This window comes from Cupriavidus necator, from assembly GCF_016127575.1.
GTDB classification, from domain to species: Bacteria; Pseudomonadota; Gammaproteobacteria; order Burkholderiales; family Burkholderiaceae; genus Cupriavidus; species Cupriavidus necator_D.
In genome coordinates this window covers 2,505,444-2,520,294 of record NZ_CP066019.1, presented here as the reverse complement: position 1 = coordinate 2,520,294, position 14,851 = coordinate 2,505,444, and the positions used below count along the sequence as shown (strand labels likewise).

Below are 14,851 nucleotides of genomic sequence, written 5' to 3'. Positions count from 1 at the left end.
GTGCTCAGCGCCGGAAGATCCAGATCACGACCGACACCAGCACCGACACCAGGATGCAGGTCGTGATCGGAAAGTAGAAGCTGAACCCGTCCCGGACGATATGGATATCGCCGGGCAGCCGCCCGAGCGGCAGCTTCGACAGCCAGGGCCAGGCAGCTGCGGCTGCGATCAGCAGGCAGCCAAGGATGAGAAGCAGGCGTTGCATGATCGGATGGATTTGTTCGGGCCGGCGGCTTGTGGCGCCGCGTGTCCTGAGACATTGGACAGGCACGGCACCGCAGGATTGCATCGGCTCGGCGCACCGGGGCCAGGGACTATAGGTCGCGGGTTTCGGAATGTAAATTGAGAGTTGGCGCTGTTTGCATGAAATTTGGTTATACCGCCGAAATACCGCAAGGCTAGTCTGATAGTAGATTTCACGAACAGTTCGTTTTCTGATAGAAAGCACTGTTCCCTGATCCAGATGTTCAATCTGGTTCCAAAAAAATGGCGCGTTCCGGTGAAATCCACATGCTGGACGGCCAATTTCCCGCCGGGTTAACGCTAATTCTGAGTCGCAATGCCCGTTGCCTAAGATTCCGTTCAATTGGAGAACAGCGGTTCGCCATTAGAACAAAATCGCATGTCCGGCCTGCAGGATGGCTAGTGCGATTTCCAGGAAAACGGAGACAGCAGTGCAACATCCCACCCAAACGAAGGGCGGCGTCACGGACGTCCAGGCCCTGATCGACGGACAGCGATTCACTGGGTACCAGTGGCTCATTCTTGTGCTGTGCTTCCTGATCGTTGCCATTGACGGTTTCGATACCGCCGCAATCGGATATATCGCGCCGGCGCTGGTGCAGGACTGGGGGATCGAGAAAGCCGCCCTCGGGCCCGTCATGAGCGCGGCCCTGTTCGGTCTTGCTTTCGGTGCGATCTTCGCCGGTCCGCTGGCTGATCGGGTCGGCCGCAAGAAGGTGCTGGTGCTGTCCGTCTTCTTCTTTGGCGCCTGCAGTCTCGCCACCGCGTTTGCGCCCACGCTGGGCTGGCTCACGGTCTGGCGCTTCCTGACCGGCCTTGGCCTGGGCGCCGCCATGCCCAATGCCGTGACGCTGACATCAGAGTTCGCGCCGCAACGCCGCCGTGCCGTGCTCGTGAACACCATGTTCTGCGGCTTTCCGCTTGGTTCCGCGGCCGGCGGCTTTGTCGCCGCCGCGATGATCCCGCACTTCGGCTGGCACAGCGTGCTGCTGCTTGGCGGCATCGTGCCGCTTGCGCTCGCGCTGTTGCTGGTGGCGCTGCTGCCGGAGTCCGTGCGCTACATGGTCCTGCGCAACTATCCTGCCACCCAGATCCGCAACGTGCTGCGACGCGTGACTGGCGCAGACCTGTCCAGGGCCAACAACTTCATCATCGGCGAGCAGGCCCCTGCGACCCGATCCGCCATCGGCACCGTGCTGGCGCCCGGCTATCGCCTGGGCTCGGCGATGCTATGGTCCACTTACTTCATGGGCCTCGTCATCTTCTACCTGCTGACGAGCTGGATGCCGACGCTGATGAAGGACGCCGGTTTCTCGATCCAGCACGCGTCATTCCTGACGGCGCTGTTTCCGCTCGGTGGCGGCATCGGCACCATCGCGGCCGGCTGGTTCATGGACCGCTTCAATCCGAACAAGGTCATCGCCATCACCTATGCTGCAACCGGCGTACTGATCTACGCAGTGGGCCACGGCACCGGCAGCCAGGTGCTGCTGGGCGTACTGATCTTCCTCGCCGGTACGGCCATGAACGGCGCCCAGTCTTCGATGCCTTCGCTGGCCGCGGCCTTTTACCCGACGCAGGGCCGTGCTACCGGCGTTGCCTGGATGCTTGGCATCGGCCGCTTCGGCGGCATCACCGGCGCGCTGCTCGGTGCTGAACTGCTGCGCCTGCACCTGGGCTTCGACACGATTTTTACGCTGCTTACCGTGCCGGCATTCCTTGCCGCCGGTGCACTGCTGGTGAAGCATTTCAGCAGCCGGCCTGCGGGTGCCGCCGACTCAGTCAATGGCGGCGCAAGCGTCGCAAGTCACTGAGCGGAAGCAGGCTGGGCCGCGGCGCGAATGCAGTTTGCCAACGCCTCGGCCATCGGCGTGAGCGTGCGGTCGCCGTGCCGCAGCAGGCCGATCGGTTCCTCGGTGCCCTGCGTATCGATTGGCAGGAGTACCAGATCTCCCTCGGACACCGCGCGCCTGGTTGCGGAGAGCGGCGCTGCCCACACGCTGTCACTCTGCCGGGCCAGCAGGCGTCCGAGATAGGCATCCGAGGTTTCCACGCATCCGCCCGGCAGGGGCAGGCCGTGCCGGGCGAGCAGGCTTTCCGTGTTGTGGCGGGGAATCGAGCCCGCGGCCGGAATCACCAGCGGCCATGCCAGCGCGTCCACCAGCGTTGGCCGCGATACGGCGGCGAGGGGATGCCCGGGGCGAACCGCCAGAGCCAGCGAGTCCTGGCCCAGGGACTCGAACCACAGGCTCTCCATGGCCACCGGGTCATCCATGCGGCCAATGACCAGGTCGAGCACATCCGCCTTGAGTTGGTCGATGAGGTTGCGGTTCATGCCGGTCTGCACGGCAAGGCCGACCTCGGGATGCGCGGCGCGGAAACGCAGCAGGGCGTCGGTCAGCACGGCCGGCACCACGCTCGGCAGCGCACCCAGCCGGATGCGCTCCTGCGGCAGCGCATCCGCGCCGGCCATGCTGTCCGCCGCGGCATCGATATCCGCGAGGATGCGCAGGGCGTGGCGCAGGAAGCGCGTGCCGGCGGTGGTCAGTTCGGTGCCGGCCCGCTGCCGCACCAGCAGGCGGGTGCCGGCCAGCTCCTCGAGCTCGCTCAGTGTCTTGGAGACGGCCGGCTGGGTCAGGCCCAGGCGTTCGGCCGCACGGCCCAGGTGCTGGGTCTGCGACACCGCCACGAAACAATAGAGGTGCCGCAGCCGCACGCGATTGCGGAAGATTTCGAGTGCGGGAGGGGCCTGTGGTTTCATGCCTAAAAGTTATCGTATTTAACAGTAATCTTAATTTACATGACTTTATGTGTTGTTTAAAGTCAAACCATTCCAACGACGAGGAGACTGCCCGATGACCCGTCTTGCCCAGTACCGCCGTCCCTACTGGGACACCCAGCCCGAATACCGCTTCGACCCCTATGCCTCGACGCAGAAGCGCTCGCCGGCCCAGCCGCTGATTGCGCTGCCGCAGTCGCTGTCTGAAGTGACCGGTCCCACCTTTGGCGCTGAGTTCGTCCGCGAAGGTGATAACGACCTCACCGTCGGCAACGGCGGCGAGCCCATCGGCGAGCGCATCCTCGTGACCGGCCGTGTGCTGGACGAGAATGGCAGGCCGGTGCCGAACGCGCTGATCGAGGTGTGGCAGGCCAATGCGGCCGGCCGCTACGTGCACAAGCGCGACCAGCATGATGCGCCGCTCGACCCGCATTTCTCGGGCGAGGGCCGCACCGTCACCGATGCCAGCGGGCGCTACCAGTTCAAGACCATCAAGCCCGGCGCCTATCCCTGGCGCAACCACCACAATGCCTGGCGGCCGCAGCATATCCACTTCTCGCTGTTCGGCAACGCCTACGCCACGCGGCTGGTGACGCAGATGTATTTCCCCGGCGATCCGCTGTTGCCGTTCGATCCGATTTTCAACTGCGTGCCGGACGAAAAGGCGCGCGACCGGCTTGTGGCCAGCCTCGACTGGGAGACGACCCAGCCCGAATACGCGCTCGGCTACCATTTCGATATCGTGCTGCGTGGCCGCGATGCCACGCCGATGGAGTAAGACCATGCTCTACGCCACCGCATCCCAGACCGTCGGCCCTTATCTCCATATCGGCCTGAGCGGCCTGAACTGCGCCGACCTGACCGCCAGCGCGCCGGAACTGGCTGGCCAGCGCATCGTGATCGAAGGCCGCGTGACCGACGCCGACGGCGAGCCCGTGCCGGACGGCATGGTCGAGATCTGGCAGGCCAACCCCGCCGGCCGCTACCGCCACCCCGACGATGCGCGCGAGCTGCCGCTGGTGCCCGGCTTTACCGGCTTCGGCCGCGTGCCGACCGAGGCCGACGGCTCGTTCCGCTTTGTCACCGTCAAGCCCGGCACCGTGCCCGGCCCGGACGGCCGGCCGCAGGCGCCGCACATCATGGTGTCGGTGTTCATGCGCGGGCTGGTCAAGCATGTCGCCACGCGCATGTACTTCCCGGACGAAGCGGCCGCCAATGCCGCCGATGCCGTGCTGGCGCTGGTCCCCGCCGAGCGCCGCGGCACGCTGATTGCCAGCGATGCCGGCAACGGCACGCTGCGCTGGGATGTGGCGCTGCAGGGGCAGGGCGAGACGGTGTTCTTCGATATCTGAGGCACTCGCTGCCGGCAACAGACGCATAATCGGGTGGCCGTCGATGTCACGGCCACTCACGCTACCCATCGCCCCCAATGCCAACCGCTACGCGTCTTACCGATCCCATGTCCGGCAGCCCGGCCGTGCTGGACATTTTCTCCGACGCCGGCACGGTGCAGCGCATGCTTGCCGTGGAGGCCGCGCTCGCGCGCGCCGAAGCGGACAGCGGCGTGATCCCTGCCGCGGCCGCGGCCGTGATCTCCGACGTCTGCCGCGATCCCGGCATCATTGACCGCGACGCGCTTGCGCAAGCCGCAGTCGCTGCCGGCAATCTCGCGATTCCCTTCGTCAGGCAACTGACCGCCGCCGTGGCCGCGCGCGATGCCGAGGCGGCGCGCTTTGTCCACTGGGGCGCCACCAGCCAGGACATCATCGACACCGCACTGGTGCTCCAGGCCGGCGACGCGCTGCGCGCGCTGGATGCCGACCTGGTGCGCCTGGGCGAAGCCTGCGCCGCGCTGGCTTCGGCGCATCGGGCCACGCCGATGGTCGCCCGCACCTGGCTCCAGCATGCACTGCCAGCCAGCTTCGGCCTCAAGGCCGCGGGCTGGCTCGATGCGCTGCGCCGCGATCTCGGTCGTCTCGATGCTACCCGCGCCCAGGCCCGCGCGCTGCAGTTCGGCGGCGCCGCCGGCACGCTCGCCAGCCTTGGCCAGGCCGCGCCCGCGGTGACCGCCGCGCTGGCCCGCGAACTGGACCTGGCCGCGCCCGTGCTGCCGTGGCACGCGCATCGCGACCGCATGGCCGAGGTTGCCACCACGCTGGGCATGCTGACCGGCACGCTCGGCAAGATGGCGCGCGATATCTCGCTGATGATGCAGACCGAGGTGGCGGAAGTGGCCGAGCCGTCTGGCCCCGGCCGCGGCGGCTCCAGCACCATGCCGCACAAGCGCAACCCGGTCGGCTGCGCGGCGGTGCTGACGGCCGCGGTGCGCGTGCCCCCGCTGGTGGCGACGATGCTGGCGGGCATGGTGCAGGAACATGAACGCGCCCTGGGCGGCTGGCAGGCAGAGTGGGACACGCTGCCGCAGATCGTGACGCTGGCCGCCGGCGCGCTGCGCCAGATGGGCGAGGTCGTGGCGGGGCTGCAGGTCGATGCGGCGCGCATGCGTGCCAACCTCGGCCTGACCCATGGCCTGATCCTCGGCGAGGCGGCGATGCTTGAACTTGGCAGCAGGATCGGCAGGCTGCCGGCGCACCATCTGGTGGAACGCGCCTCGCAGCGTGCCGTCGCCGACGGCACCAGCCTGCGTGACGCGCTGGCCCGCACGCTGCAATCCGATCCGGCGCATGCCCGCCTGCTCGATGACGCCGCGCTGGATCGCCTTGCCGACCCCGCCAACTACGCGGGCCAGTCAGCGGCCTTTGCGGACGCTGCCGTGCAGGCCTGGCAATCCGCACTGGTGGCGCGCCAGTCCTGAGACTGCCCTGAGCCCGGAACTACCGCGATGCGCCGGCCACGCCGCCGGCCGCGCACCCAAGGAGACTGCATTGCCCTACCTCGACCACGCCGGCGCCCGGCTCTTCTACACCGTTGACGGCCCCGAGTCCGCGCCGGCCATCCTCTTCTCGAACTCGCTCGGCACCGACCACACCATGTGGGAGCCGCAGGCTGCCGCGCTGGCCGGTCGCTATCGCGTGGTGCGCTACGACACCCGCGGCCACGGCCGCTCGACCGCGCCGGGCGATGCCTTTACCGTGGCGCAGCTCGGGCAGGACGTCATCGCCATCCTGGATGCGCTGGGGATCGGGCAGGCGGTGTTCTGTGGCCTGTCGATGGGCGGGCTCACCGGGATGTGGCTGGGCATCCATGCGCCGCAGCGGTTCTCGCATATCGTGCTGGCCAATACCGCCGCGAAGATCGGCAATGCCGACGGCTGGAATACCCGCATCGAGACCGTACGGCGCGAAGGCATGGCCGTGATGGTCGCGCCTTCGGTCGAGCGCTGGTTCACGCCGGAGTTTGCCGCCACGGCCGAGCGCGCGCTGGACGGCCTGCGCGATGTGCTGGCCGGGCTCGCTCCGCGCGGCTATGCGGCCAGTTGCGCGGCAGTGCGCGACGCCGATTTCCGCGAGTCGGTCGCATCGATCCAGGTGCCGGTGCTGGTCATCGCCGGCAGCCAGGACCCGTCGACCCCTGCGCAGGAAGGCCGCGCGCTGGCCGACGCGATTCCCGGCGCCCGCTTTGTCGAACTGCCCGCCGCGCATATTTCCAGCTTCGAGCAGCCCGGCCGCTTCACGGCGGCGCTGCTCGATTTCGTGCGCGGCCGGCTGCCGGTGACCGACGACCATGCGCGCTACGACGCCGGCCTTGCCGTGCGGCGCGAGGTGCTGGGCAGCGCGCACGTGGACCGTTCGCTCGCGCGGCTGACCCCGCTCAACGAGGAATTCCAGCACCTCATCACGCGCTATGCCTGGGGTGAGATCTGGACGCGCGAAGGCCTGCCGCGGCATACGCGCAGCCTGCTGACGATCGCCATGATGGTGGCGCTGAACCGCGCCGAGGAGCTGAAGCTCCATCTGCGCGCCGCCGCCAACAACGGCGTGACGCGCGACGAGATCAAGGAGGTCTTGCTGCAGGCCGCGATCTATTGCGGCGTGCCGGCGGCGAACTCGGCATTTCATCTGGCCGAGGAGGTGTTCGCCGAAATCGACCAGGCAGGCTGAGCGGTCAGCCCGCCGCATCCGCGGGCGGTGGCATCGCAAATGCCGGCAGCCGCGCACGCCCCGACTGCCGGAACTCAGTCGGCGCCTGTCCTACCAGCCGTGCAAAGAAGCGCGAGAAGTAGGCCGCGTCAGCGAACCCGAGCGACAGGGCGATGTGCTTGACCTCCAGGTCGCTGAACAGCAGGTCGCGCTGCGCCTCGGCCAGTACGCGCGCGTGGATCATCTGCAGGGCCGACTGCCCGCAAGCCTGGCGGCACACGCGGTTGAGCTGCGTGGGTGTGATGCCGATGGCGCTTGCATAGTGCGTGATGTCCTTGTGCTCACGATAGTCGGATTCGAGCAACTGCTGGAACAGCCGGAAATGCCGCGCGGGCCGGCTGTCGCTGCGCGCCGCGGCCGGCGCGGCGGCATTGGCCAGCCGCGCGATGCCGATCAGCAGCAGCGTCAGCAACGCCGACAGCGACGCCCCGCGCCAGGCGGACACGGTTTCCATCTCGCCGCGAACCAGTGCCAGCGTATCGGCCAGCGGGTGGCCCCGGCGCACGCGGTCGTGGCGCGGATCGGCGAACAGCGGTAGCGCATCCGGCACACCCGCCAGCAGCGTGCGCAGGTGGCTGTCGGTCATGGTCACGACCATGCCGTCGGTATCCGGCGTGAAGACAAAGCCGTGGATGTGCCGTGGCGGCATCGTCACCAGCGAGCCGCTGCGCAGCCGTTCGCGCCGCTCCTCCAGCAAGGCTTCGCCGGCGCCTGAGTGAATGTACAGAATTTGCAGGAAGCGATCATGCCGATGGGGCTTGATCTCCCATCCGTGCAGGCGGCTGCGTGCGGCAATGGATTCGAAATGGAGCTGGTTTTCCAGCAGTTCCGAGGGATTGATGCCATACAGAGAGTACGTCGGGACAGGTTTCACGGTGGCTTAGGTGTTTACCATCGATGTTCCGATTGTCCTGTCATTGGTTCGATCTGTCCATTCCTTGGCGGGTCTCCGCCGACTATCTTTAGCGGCAGAAGACCGATAACCACAAGGAGACAAGACATGCGCACCCAGGTTGCCATCATCGGCGCCGGCCCGGCCGGCCTGCTGCTCGGCCAGTTGCTGACACGCGCCGGCATCGACAACATCATCATCGAACAACGCAGTCCCGAATACGTGCTTGGCCGCATCCGCGCGGGCATCCTGGAGAGCGTCACCGTCGACGCGCTGGAACGCGCCGGCGTGGCCGGGCGGCTGCATGCGGAAGGCCTGGTCCACCACGGCATCGCCCTGTCGTACGGCGGGCAGCGTCACCATATCGACCTGCATGCGCTGATCGGGCGCAGCGTCACGGTGTACGGGCAGACCGAGGTCACGCGCGACCTGATGGATGCGCGCCGCGCCGATGACACCCCCACCGTCTATGAAGCGCAGGAGGTGAGCGTGCACGGTTTCGACGGCAGCACGCCGTCCGTGCGCTATCGCAAGGATGGGGCCATGCACGAGGTGGCCTGCGACTACATCGCCGGCTGCGACGGTTTTCACGGCATCTGCCGCGAGAGCGTGCCGGCCGCGGCGCGGCAGGTGTTCGAGCGGGTCTATCCGTTCGGCTGGCTGGGGCTGTTGTCGGAGACGCCCCCCGTTGCCGATGAGCTGGTCTATGCCAGCCATGAGCGCGGCTTCGCGCTGTGCAGCATGCGTTCGCGCCACCGCAGCCGCTATTACGTGCAGGTGGCGGCTAGCGAGCGCGTGGAAGACTGGTCAGACGAGCGCTTCTGGCAGGAGCTGCGCAGCCGGCTCGATCCGCAGACGGCAAGCGCGCTGGTGACCGGGCCCAGCATCGAGAAGAGCATTGCGCCGCTGCGCAGCTTTGTGTCCGAGCCGATGCGTTTTGGCCGGCTGTTCCTGGCGGGCGACGCGGCGCATATCGTGCCGCCTACCGGGGCCAAGGGGTTGAACCTGGCGGCCAGTGATGTGCTGGCGTTGTCCGAAGGCTTTGAAGCCCGTTACCGCCGTGCCGATGCCAGCGGCCTCGATGGCTATTCCGCGCGTTGCCTGCAGCGCGTGTGGAAGGCCGAGCGCTTCTCGTGGTGGATGACTTCGCTGTTGCACCGGTTCCCGGATGCGGATGCGTTCTCGTTGCGGATGCAGCGGGCGGAGCTGGATTATGTGGTGGGGTCGGAGGCTGCGTCGCGGGTGCTGGCGGAGAATTATGTGGGATTACCGTATTGAGGTGAGTGCACTGCGCGATTGCTGACGGCATCCGCATGCTGCGGGTTTGCTCCCCCTCCCGCAAGCGGGAGAGGGAGCACACAATCGGGTCGCCGGAACTCGGTAGAACTTGCTGGCAGCCGACGCTACGCGGCCAGCGAGCCAGCGTCCGGCACGATCGCGTGCACCGCTTGCAGCGTGTCTGCAACCACCCCACCCACCAGCATCACGGCCGGGCTGGCCAGCCCCGCCGCGAGCGCTTCGGCGAGCGTGCCGAGCGTGCCGGTCCAGCTGCGTGCCTGCTCGCTGCCGGCATGCATCACCACTGCCGCCGGCATGTCGCTGCGCATGCCCGCCGCCAGCAAGCCGTCGCGGATCGCCGCGAGCCGGCTCATGCCCATATAGATCACGAGCGTGGTGCCGCCACGCACCAGCGCCTGCCAGTCGGGCGAGCCGTGCGCGCTGGTATGGCCGGTTACGAAGGTCACGCCGTGGCAGTGCGCGCGGTGCGTCAGCGCAATCCCCAGTGCCTGCGCGGCGGCGATGCCGCTGCTGATGCCATTGACGATCTCGACGGCCACGCCGTGGCCGCGCAGGAAGGCGGCTTCTTCGCCGCCGCGCCCGAACAGCAGCGGATCGCCACCCTTGACGCGCGCCACGCTGCGGCCGGCCAGCGCGTGCTGCAGCGTCAACTTCTGGATGCGTTCCTGGCTGACCGAGCAGCGCCCGCCGCGCTTGCCGACCCACTCAACATGGGTGCCGGGGCTGGCATAGCAGGACATCTCCGGCGCGATCAGGTCATCGACCAGCCAGACCTCGGCCGCGGCCAGCGCGCGCATGGCGCGTACCGTGACCAGGTCCGGGCTACCCGGGCCGACGCCGACCAGCCAGACCTTGCCGGGTTTCAGGGGTGGATTCATCTCGGGCTCCTGCGATCGGGCATCACCACGCCGGCTCAGTGGCTGGTGCCGGCCGAGCGCGTGGTCTTGTTGAAGACGTTGTACTTGCCGATGGGCTTGTCCATCGGCAGGCGCCTGACCTCCTGCAAGGTGGCCGCGTCGTACACCACGATGGCGCCGTCGCGCTCCATCAGGCTGACCAGCGCGTAGCGCCCGTCGCGCGTGAATTCGACGTGGGCAGCGGTGCGCCCCGCGCTCGGAGTAACGCTGCCGACCACCCGCAGGCTTTGCTTGTCGATCACCTGCAGCGTGTCGCGCCTCGGGCTCATCATGGCATCGGCCCAGGCGTAGGGGGTGTTTTCATGGCTGCGCAGGAAGAAGCCCGGACCGTTGGTCGGCACGGTGGCGACCGTGTGCCAGTCCTGCATGTCGATCACCGTGATGCGCCCTTGCCCGAGGTCGGGCGAGGCCATCACCTCACGTCCGTCGCGCTGCCAGGTGATGCCGCTGCCCAGGTGCGGCATGCCGCCAAGCGATAGCGCCGCGACCTTTCGACCCTGCTGCAGGTCGATCACCTGGCCGCCACCCTTGCGCGAGGCGCCCAGGATATGGCGATAGGGTTGGTCGAAGAAGAAGTCGTCGAGCACATCGTCCAGCACCACCACGCGAGGTGCCAGCGCCGGCAGCGGCGCACCGGCCGCATCGGCGTACGGAATCTCCCAGACCTCGGCGATATCCTTCAGCGCGGCAATAAAGCTGTGGCGCGGCGCGGCGTCGTAGACGGCGGAGACGCGCGAGGCCTCGCCATTGCGCCCCTTCACGTCGATCACCCGCGCCAGCGACAGGTCTTCGGCATTGAGCAGCACCAGCGTGCGCGGCAGCGTATTGCCGGCCAGCACCCAGCGGCCATCATCGCTGACGGCGATGTTGCGCGTGTTCACGCCGACCCGGATCTCCGCCACATAGGCCAGGTTCCACAGGTCGTACTTGCTGACCCAGCCATCGCGGCTGGCCAGGTAGACATAGCGGCCGTCGCGGCTGAACTTGGGGCCGCCGTGCAGCGCAAAACGGGTGGCAAAGCGATGGACCGGTGCCAGCCGGTCCCCGTCGAGCACGGTCATATGATGGCTGCCGGCCTCCACCACCACGAACAGGTTCTGCGGATCGGCGCCGAACAGCGGCCGCGCCGGCAGGCTGCCGGGGGCGTGGTGGACGATATGGCTGGCGCGGATGGCCTGCGCGTTCCATTGCGGCGTGGCTGCGGGTGCCGTGCGCAGCCAGCGCGCCAGGGCCTGCAAGTCGGGCTCGGCCAGCGTGCCGGCGAATGCCGGCATCTGCGTGGCGGCGCGGCCAGCGTGCAGCACCTGGTCAAGTTCGCTGGCGCGCAGGCGTTCCAGGCTTTCCGGCAGCAGCGCGGGGCCCATGGCGCCGAGGCGGTCCGCGCCATGGCAGGCGGCGCAGTGCTGGCTGTAGAGCGCCGCGGGGTCGGCGGCCATGGCGGCTTGCGTGGCGCAGGCAAAGGCCAGGCCGACCAGCCATCGGAGCACGGTCTTCATGCCGCCACCTCCGTGCCCGGCGCATGCGCGATCTCGGCATCGCTCAGGTAGCAGCCCGGATCTTCCGCCCAGGCGTTGCCTGTCAGCGCAAAGGCGCGCACCCGGGTATTGCCGTTGCAGATGGCGCGATATGCGCAGCCCGCGCAACGCCCCTGCAGCGGACGCGGCGTGCTGGCCAGGCCCGCCATCAGCGGATCGGCGCGGCTGGCCCAGATCTCGCCGAACGGCCGCTCGCGCACATTGCCCACGGTCACGTGCCACCACATCGTGTCGGGATGGACATTGCCGAGGTTGTCGATATTGGCCACGCCGACCCCGGTGGCGTTGCCGCCCCAGTGTTCCAGCCGCTGGCGCATATCCACCAGGCGATGCGGCAAGCGCCTGGCGATCCAGTACAGCAGGTACACGCCATCCGCATCGTTGTTGCCGGTGACGAAGTCGCCCGCATGGCCCTGCTGCGTGCGCTGCCAGACGTGGTCGAACAGCCAGTCGAGCGCGGCGCGGGTGCGCGCATGGTGCGCGTCTTCGGCGCGATGGCTGCGTGCACGGCCAGCATAGTTGAAGTGCGACAGGTAGAACTTGTCGATGCCCTCATGCTCGGTCAGCGCCACCAGGTCGGGCAGTTGCGCCGCGTTGGCTTCGGTCAGCGTCATGCGCACGCCCACGCGCAGGCCGGCCGCACGCGCGGCGCGCAGGCCCGCCAGCGCCTGCGCAAAGGCGCCGTCGCTGCGGCGGAAGCGGTCGTGCGTGGCGGGCAGGCCGTCCAGGCTGACGCCGACGTAGTCGAAGCCCGCTGCCGCTAGCCGCGCGGCATGCCCCGCATCGAGCAGCGTGCCGTTGGACGACAGCGACAGGTGGAAGCCGAGTGCGCGCGCCCGTGCGGCAATCTCGTAGAGGTCCGGCCGCAGCAGCGGTTCGCCCCCGGACAGGATCAGCGCGGGCACGCGCGCATCGCGCAACTGGTCGAGCACGCGCAGCGCCTCGGCGGTATCCAGCTCGCCCTTGAAGTCCGTGTCGGCGGAGGTTGCATAGCAGTGCCGGCAGTTGAGGTTGCAGCGGCGGATCAGGTTCCAGATCACCACCGGGCCGGCGGGCTTGCGCGGCGGCGGCACCGGGCCGGCATCGCGCAGGGCTTCCATGAAGCGGGACAGGCGGAACATGGGCGGGGTTTCCTATTGGTCTGGGCCGGGCGGCGGCAGGCGCAGCCCCGTTTTCTTGAGGATGCGGGTGGACCACAGCACGTCGTGCGCGCGGCAGGCGTCGCCAAGCAGTGCCGCGATCGCGGCAACCTGCGGCGCGGCGTCCTGGCGGGAGCGCGCATGGACCATCGCGAACAGGTTGTAGGGCCAATGCGGCAAGTGGCGCGGACGGCGATAGCAATGGCTGACGAAGGGCAGGGCGCCGATGCGCTCGCCGAGCATGTCGATGAACGCATCGTCCACGTCCCACACGGTCATGCCGTTGGCGCGCCAGCCCAGCCGGTAGTGGTTGGGAACGGCGCCGATACGACGCAGCACGCCGCGCGCATGCATCGCGGCGAGCCGCGCCATCACTTCCTGTTCGGTCAGGCCGAGTGCGCCGGCCACTGCCGCGTAGGGCGCCGGCACCAACGGGAGTCCTGCTTGCGTGGCGCGGATCAGCGCCAGGTCGACGGGATCGACAGGCTTGGGCATCAGGCGGGCAGGTAGAGGTTGACGAAGAACTCGCGTTCCTTCGGGAACGGCAGGATCTCGACGCCGGCCGCCGCCGCGATGCGCGCGAGTACCGGCGCGACATCTTCCTGCCTCGCCACCGCCAGCACGAACCACAGGTTCAGGTGATGCGTGCGCGCGTAGTGGTGGGCGACCTCGGGGTGCGCGTTGATGGCAGCGATCACGGCGCCCATCCGCTCGGCGGGTGCATGGCAGGCGCACAGCACGAAGCTGCCGCCCGCGCGCTCGATCTGGTACAGCGGGCCGAAGCGTGTCAGCACGCCTGCGGCAAGCAGTGCGCGCAGCCGCTCCAGCAGTTCGGCCTCGGTGATGCCGAGCGCCGCCGCCGCTTCGGCATACGGATGCGGCACCAGGGGCAGGCCGCGCTGCAGCGCGTTGATGATGCGGCGGTCGAGCGGGTCGAGTGCGGCGATGGCACGGGTCATGCCGACACCTGCATGGCATAGCGTGTGCCGCGCTGCTTGTAGCAGCGCGTGCCGACCAGCACGGTCCCGGGCGCATGTTCCAGCCCGGCGGTGGCATGGATGCGCGCCAGCGCGGGCAGCAAGTCTTGCGCATTGCGCGCATGGACCATCGCAAACAGGTTGTAGGGCCAGTCGGGCAGCCGGCGCGCGCGGCGGTAGCACAGGGTCACGCGCGCCAGCCGCGCCAGCCGCATGCCGATGGCGTCCACGTGCGCGTCGGGCACATCCCACACGCACATGGCGTTGTGGCCGAAGCCGAAGCGCCCATGCTGCAGCACCACGCCCAGGCGCCGGATCACGCCCTGCGCGGACCAGCGCGTCAGCCGCTCCAGGACCTGAGGCATCGCCATCCGCGCTTGCGCTGCCAGTGCGTGGAACGGGCGTGGCGTCAGCGGCAGGCCGGCTTCCAGTGCGGCCACCAGGCGCCAGTCGTCATCGTCCAGGGCGACAGGCGCGGCGGGAGCGGCCGCGCTGGCAGCGCGGCGGGCGCGTGCGCTGCCCGGGCGCGCGAGCGGGAAGCCGAGGTCGATGTGATACTCGCGGGCCATGGGCAGGTCCAGCGGCGCCAGGCCGGTCATTTCCCCGATCGACGCCAGCGTGACATCGAGCATGCGGCGCTCGCGCGCGCCCGCGACGAACCACAGGTTGCACGGATGGCCGCTGCGCGCATAGTTGTGGCTGACCGCCGCGCAGGCACTGACGCGCGCCGCCACGCGGTCCAGCTGGGCCGGCGGCACGGACAGCGCCGCCAGCGTGCTGACGCCGATCACGTTGGGCGCGAACACCGCGCCGACGCGGCTGATGCGCCCGTTGCCCAGGTCGCGCGCCAGCAGGCTCAGCAGCGTGTGCTCGCACAGGCCGAGCTTGCCGGCCAGCGCCTGGTAGGGCCGCGGCTGCAGCGGGAAATCGCGCTGCAGGGTGTCGTAGACGCTCAGTTCATCGTACATGG

15 protein-coding genes are annotated in these 14,851 nt (G+C 68.5%); 6 read left to right on the top strand and 9 right to left on the bottom strand.

Going from position 1 to position 14,851, the window contains the following annotated elements:
- Nucleotides 1-4 precede the first annotated feature (4 nt).
- On the bottom strand, nucleotides 5-205 hold the full coding sequence (locus I6H87_RS30320) for a DUF2905 domain-containing protein (RefSeq protein WP_010810842.1): 201 nt from the start codon (nucleotides 203-205) through the stop codon (nucleotides 5-7).
- Nucleotides 206-674: 469 nt separating this feature from the next.
- Here I6H87_RS30320 and I6H87_RS30315 point away from each other — a divergent pair, with 469 nt between their 5' ends.
- Nucleotides 675-2,057 (top strand): MFS transporter, encoded by a 1,383-nt coding sequence (locus I6H87_RS30315; protein WP_011617765.1) that lies wholly within the window; start codon nucleotides 675-677, stop codon nucleotides 2,055-2,057.
- Here I6H87_RS30315 and I6H87_RS30310 read toward each other — a convergent pair.
- Nucleotides 2,051-3,004: a LysR substrate-binding domain-containing protein gene (locus I6H87_RS30310; RefSeq protein ID WP_011617764.1), complete on the bottom strand. Its 954-nt coding sequence runs from the start codon at nucleotides 3,002-3,004 to the stop codon at nucleotides 2,051-2,053. The two genes, I6H87_RS30315 and I6H87_RS30310, sit on opposite strands and share 7 nt — an antisense overlap.
- 94 nt (nucleotides 3,005-3,098) lie before the next feature.
- On the opposite strand from I6H87_RS30310, the gene pcaH reads away from it, so the two are divergent.
- The 4 genes from pcaH (at nucleotide 3,099) to pcaDC (ending at nucleotide 7,083) form a co-directional block, all read left to right on the top strand.
- Nucleotides 3,099-3,800, top strand: a complete 702-nt coding sequence (pcaH, locus tag I6H87_RS30305; RefSeq protein WP_011617763.1) for a protocatechuate 3,4-dioxygenase subunit beta — start codon at nucleotides 3,099-3,101, stop codon at nucleotides 3,798-3,800.
- Nucleotides 3,801-3,804: 4 nt separating this feature from the next.
- Nucleotides 3,805-4,374, top strand: a complete 570-nt coding sequence (pcaG, locus tag I6H87_RS30300) for a protocatechuate 3,4-dioxygenase subunit alpha (protein WP_011617762.1) — start codon at nucleotides 3,805-3,807, stop codon at nucleotides 4,372-4,374.
- A 107-nt stretch (nucleotides 4,375-4,481) separates the two neighbouring features.
- A complete protein-coding gene (locus I6H87_RS30295) occupies nucleotides 4,482-5,837 on the top strand; it encodes a 3-carboxy-cis,cis-muconate cycloisomerase (protein ID WP_010810847.1) in 1,356 nt (451 codons plus the stop codon).
- 70 nt (nucleotides 5,838-5,907) lie between these two features.
- The gene (pcaDC, locus tag I6H87_RS30290; protein ID WP_011617761.1) at nucleotides 5,908-7,083 is read left to right on the top strand and encodes a bifunctional 3-oxoadipate enol-lactonase/4-carboxymuconolactone decarboxylase PcaDC; all 1,176 of its coding nucleotides are present in this window, start codon (nucleotides 5,908-5,910) and stop codon (nucleotides 7,081-7,083) included.
- A gap of 4 nt (nucleotides 7,084-7,087) precedes the next feature.
- On the opposite strand, the gene I6H87_RS30285 is transcribed toward pcaDC, so the two are convergent.
- On the bottom strand, nucleotides 7,088-7,996 hold the full coding sequence (locus I6H87_RS30285; protein ID WP_011617760.1) for a helix-turn-helix domain-containing protein: 909 nt from the start codon (nucleotides 7,994-7,996) through the stop codon (nucleotides 7,088-7,090).
- Between the two features lie 126 nt (nucleotides 7,997-8,122).
- On the opposite strand from I6H87_RS30285, the gene pobA reads away from it, so the two are divergent.
- Complete coding sequence (pobA, locus tag I6H87_RS30280; protein WP_011617759.1) at nucleotides 8,123-9,292, top strand: 4-hydroxybenzoate 3-monooxygenase; 1,170 nt, start codon at nucleotides 8,123-8,125, stop codon at nucleotides 9,290-9,292.
- A gap of 125 nt (nucleotides 9,293-9,417) precedes the next feature.
- Here pobA and cobA read toward each other — a convergent pair whose 3' ends face one another.
- The 6 genes from cobA to ahbB (I6H87_RS30250) are packed head-to-tail and all read right to left on the bottom strand — an operon-like array spanning nucleotide 9,418 to nucleotide 14,849.
- Entirely contained in the window at nucleotides 9,418-10,191 is a 774-nt protein-coding gene (gene cobA, locus I6H87_RS30275; RefSeq protein WP_011617758.1) for a uroporphyrinogen-III C-methyltransferase, read from the bottom strand.
- A 35-nt stretch (nucleotides 10,192-10,226) separates the two neighbouring features.
- Nucleotides 10,227-11,726 carry a nitrite reductase gene (locus I6H87_RS30270; RefSeq protein WP_011617757.1) on the bottom strand — a complete coding sequence of 500 codons (1,500 nt, stop codon included), beginning with the start codon at nucleotides 11,724-11,726 and terminating at the stop codon, nucleotides 10,227-10,229.
- The gene (nirJ, locus tag I6H87_RS30265; protein ID WP_010810853.1) at nucleotides 11,723-12,886 is read right to left on the bottom strand and encodes a heme d1 biosynthesis radical SAM protein NirJ; all 1,164 of its coding nucleotides are present in this window, start codon (nucleotides 12,884-12,886) and stop codon (nucleotides 11,723-11,725) included. The genes I6H87_RS30270 and nirJ overlap by 4 nt, the downstream gene beginning before the upstream one ends.
- A 12-nt stretch (nucleotides 12,887-12,898) precedes the next feature.
- The gene (gene ahbB / locus I6H87_RS30260) at nucleotides 12,899-13,399 is read right to left on the bottom strand and encodes a siroheme decarboxylase subunit beta (RefSeq protein ID WP_011617756.1); all 501 of its coding nucleotides are present in this window, start codon (nucleotides 13,397-13,399) and stop codon (nucleotides 12,899-12,901) included.
- Nucleotides 13,399-13,863 (bottom strand): Lrp/AsnC family transcriptional regulator, encoded by a 465-nt coding sequence (locus tag I6H87_RS30255; RefSeq protein WP_011617755.1) that lies wholly within the window; start codon nucleotides 13,861-13,863, stop codon nucleotides 13,399-13,401. The genes ahbB (I6H87_RS30260) and I6H87_RS30255 overlap by 1 nt, the downstream gene beginning before the upstream one ends.
- Complete coding sequence (ahbB, locus tag I6H87_RS30250; RefSeq protein WP_011617754.1) at nucleotides 13,860-14,849, bottom strand: siroheme decarboxylase subunit beta; 990 nt, start codon at nucleotides 14,847-14,849, stop codon at nucleotides 13,860-13,862. The genes I6H87_RS30255 and ahbB (I6H87_RS30250) overlap by 4 nt, the downstream gene beginning before the upstream one ends.
- Between the last annotated feature and the right edge of the window lie 2 nt (nucleotides 14,850-14,851).

What these genes read in the sequence shown, in the direction of transcription:
- ahbB (WP_011617756.1), bottom strand. Translation starts at nt 13,399, where the DNA reads ATGCCCAAGCCTGTCGATCCCGTCGACCTGGCGCTGATCCGCGCCACG.
- I6H87_RS30255 (WP_011617755.1), bottom strand. Translation starts at nt 13,863, where the DNA reads ATGACCCGTGCCATCGCCGCACTCGACCCGCTCGACCGCCGCATCATC.
- I6H87_RS30270 (WP_011617757.1), bottom strand. Translation starts at nt 11,726, where the DNA reads ATGAAGACCGTGCTCCGATGGCTGGTCGGCCTGGCCTTTGCCTGCGCC.
- cobA (WP_011617758.1), bottom strand. Translation starts at nt 10,191, where the DNA reads ATGAATCCACCCCTGAAACCCGGCAAGGTCTGGCTGGTCGGCGTCGGC.
- I6H87_RS30295 (WP_010810847.1), top strand. Translation starts at nt 4,482, where the DNA reads ATGTCCGGCAGCCCGGCCGTGCTGGACATTTTCTCCGACGCCGGCACG.
- nirJ (WP_010810853.1), bottom strand. Translation starts at nt 12,886, where the DNA reads ATGTTCCGCCTGTCCCGCTTCATGGAAGCCCTGCGCGATGCCGGCCCG.
- ahbB (WP_011617754.1), bottom strand. Translation starts at nt 14,849, where the DNA reads ATGTACGATGAACTGAGCGTCTACGACACCCTGCAGCGCGATTTCCCG.
- pobA (WP_011617759.1), top strand. Translation starts at nt 8,123, where the DNA reads ATGCGCACCCAGGTTGCCATCATCGGCGCCGGCCCGGCCGGCCTGCTG.
- I6H87_RS30320 (WP_010810842.1), bottom strand. Translation starts at nt 205, where the DNA reads ATGCAACGCCTGCTTCTCATCCTTGGCTGCCTGCTGATCGCAGCCGCA.
- I6H87_RS30310 (WP_011617764.1), bottom strand. Translation starts at nt 3,004, where the DNA reads ATGAAACCACAGGCCCCTCCCGCACTCGAAATCTTCCGCAATCGCGTG.
- pcaH (WP_011617763.1), top strand. Translation starts at nt 3,099, where the DNA reads ATGACCCGTCTTGCCCAGTACCGCCGTCCCTACTGGGACACCCAGCCC.
- pcaG (WP_011617762.1), top strand. Translation starts at nt 3,805, where the DNA reads ATGCTCTACGCCACCGCATCCCAGACCGTCGGCCCTTATCTCCATATC.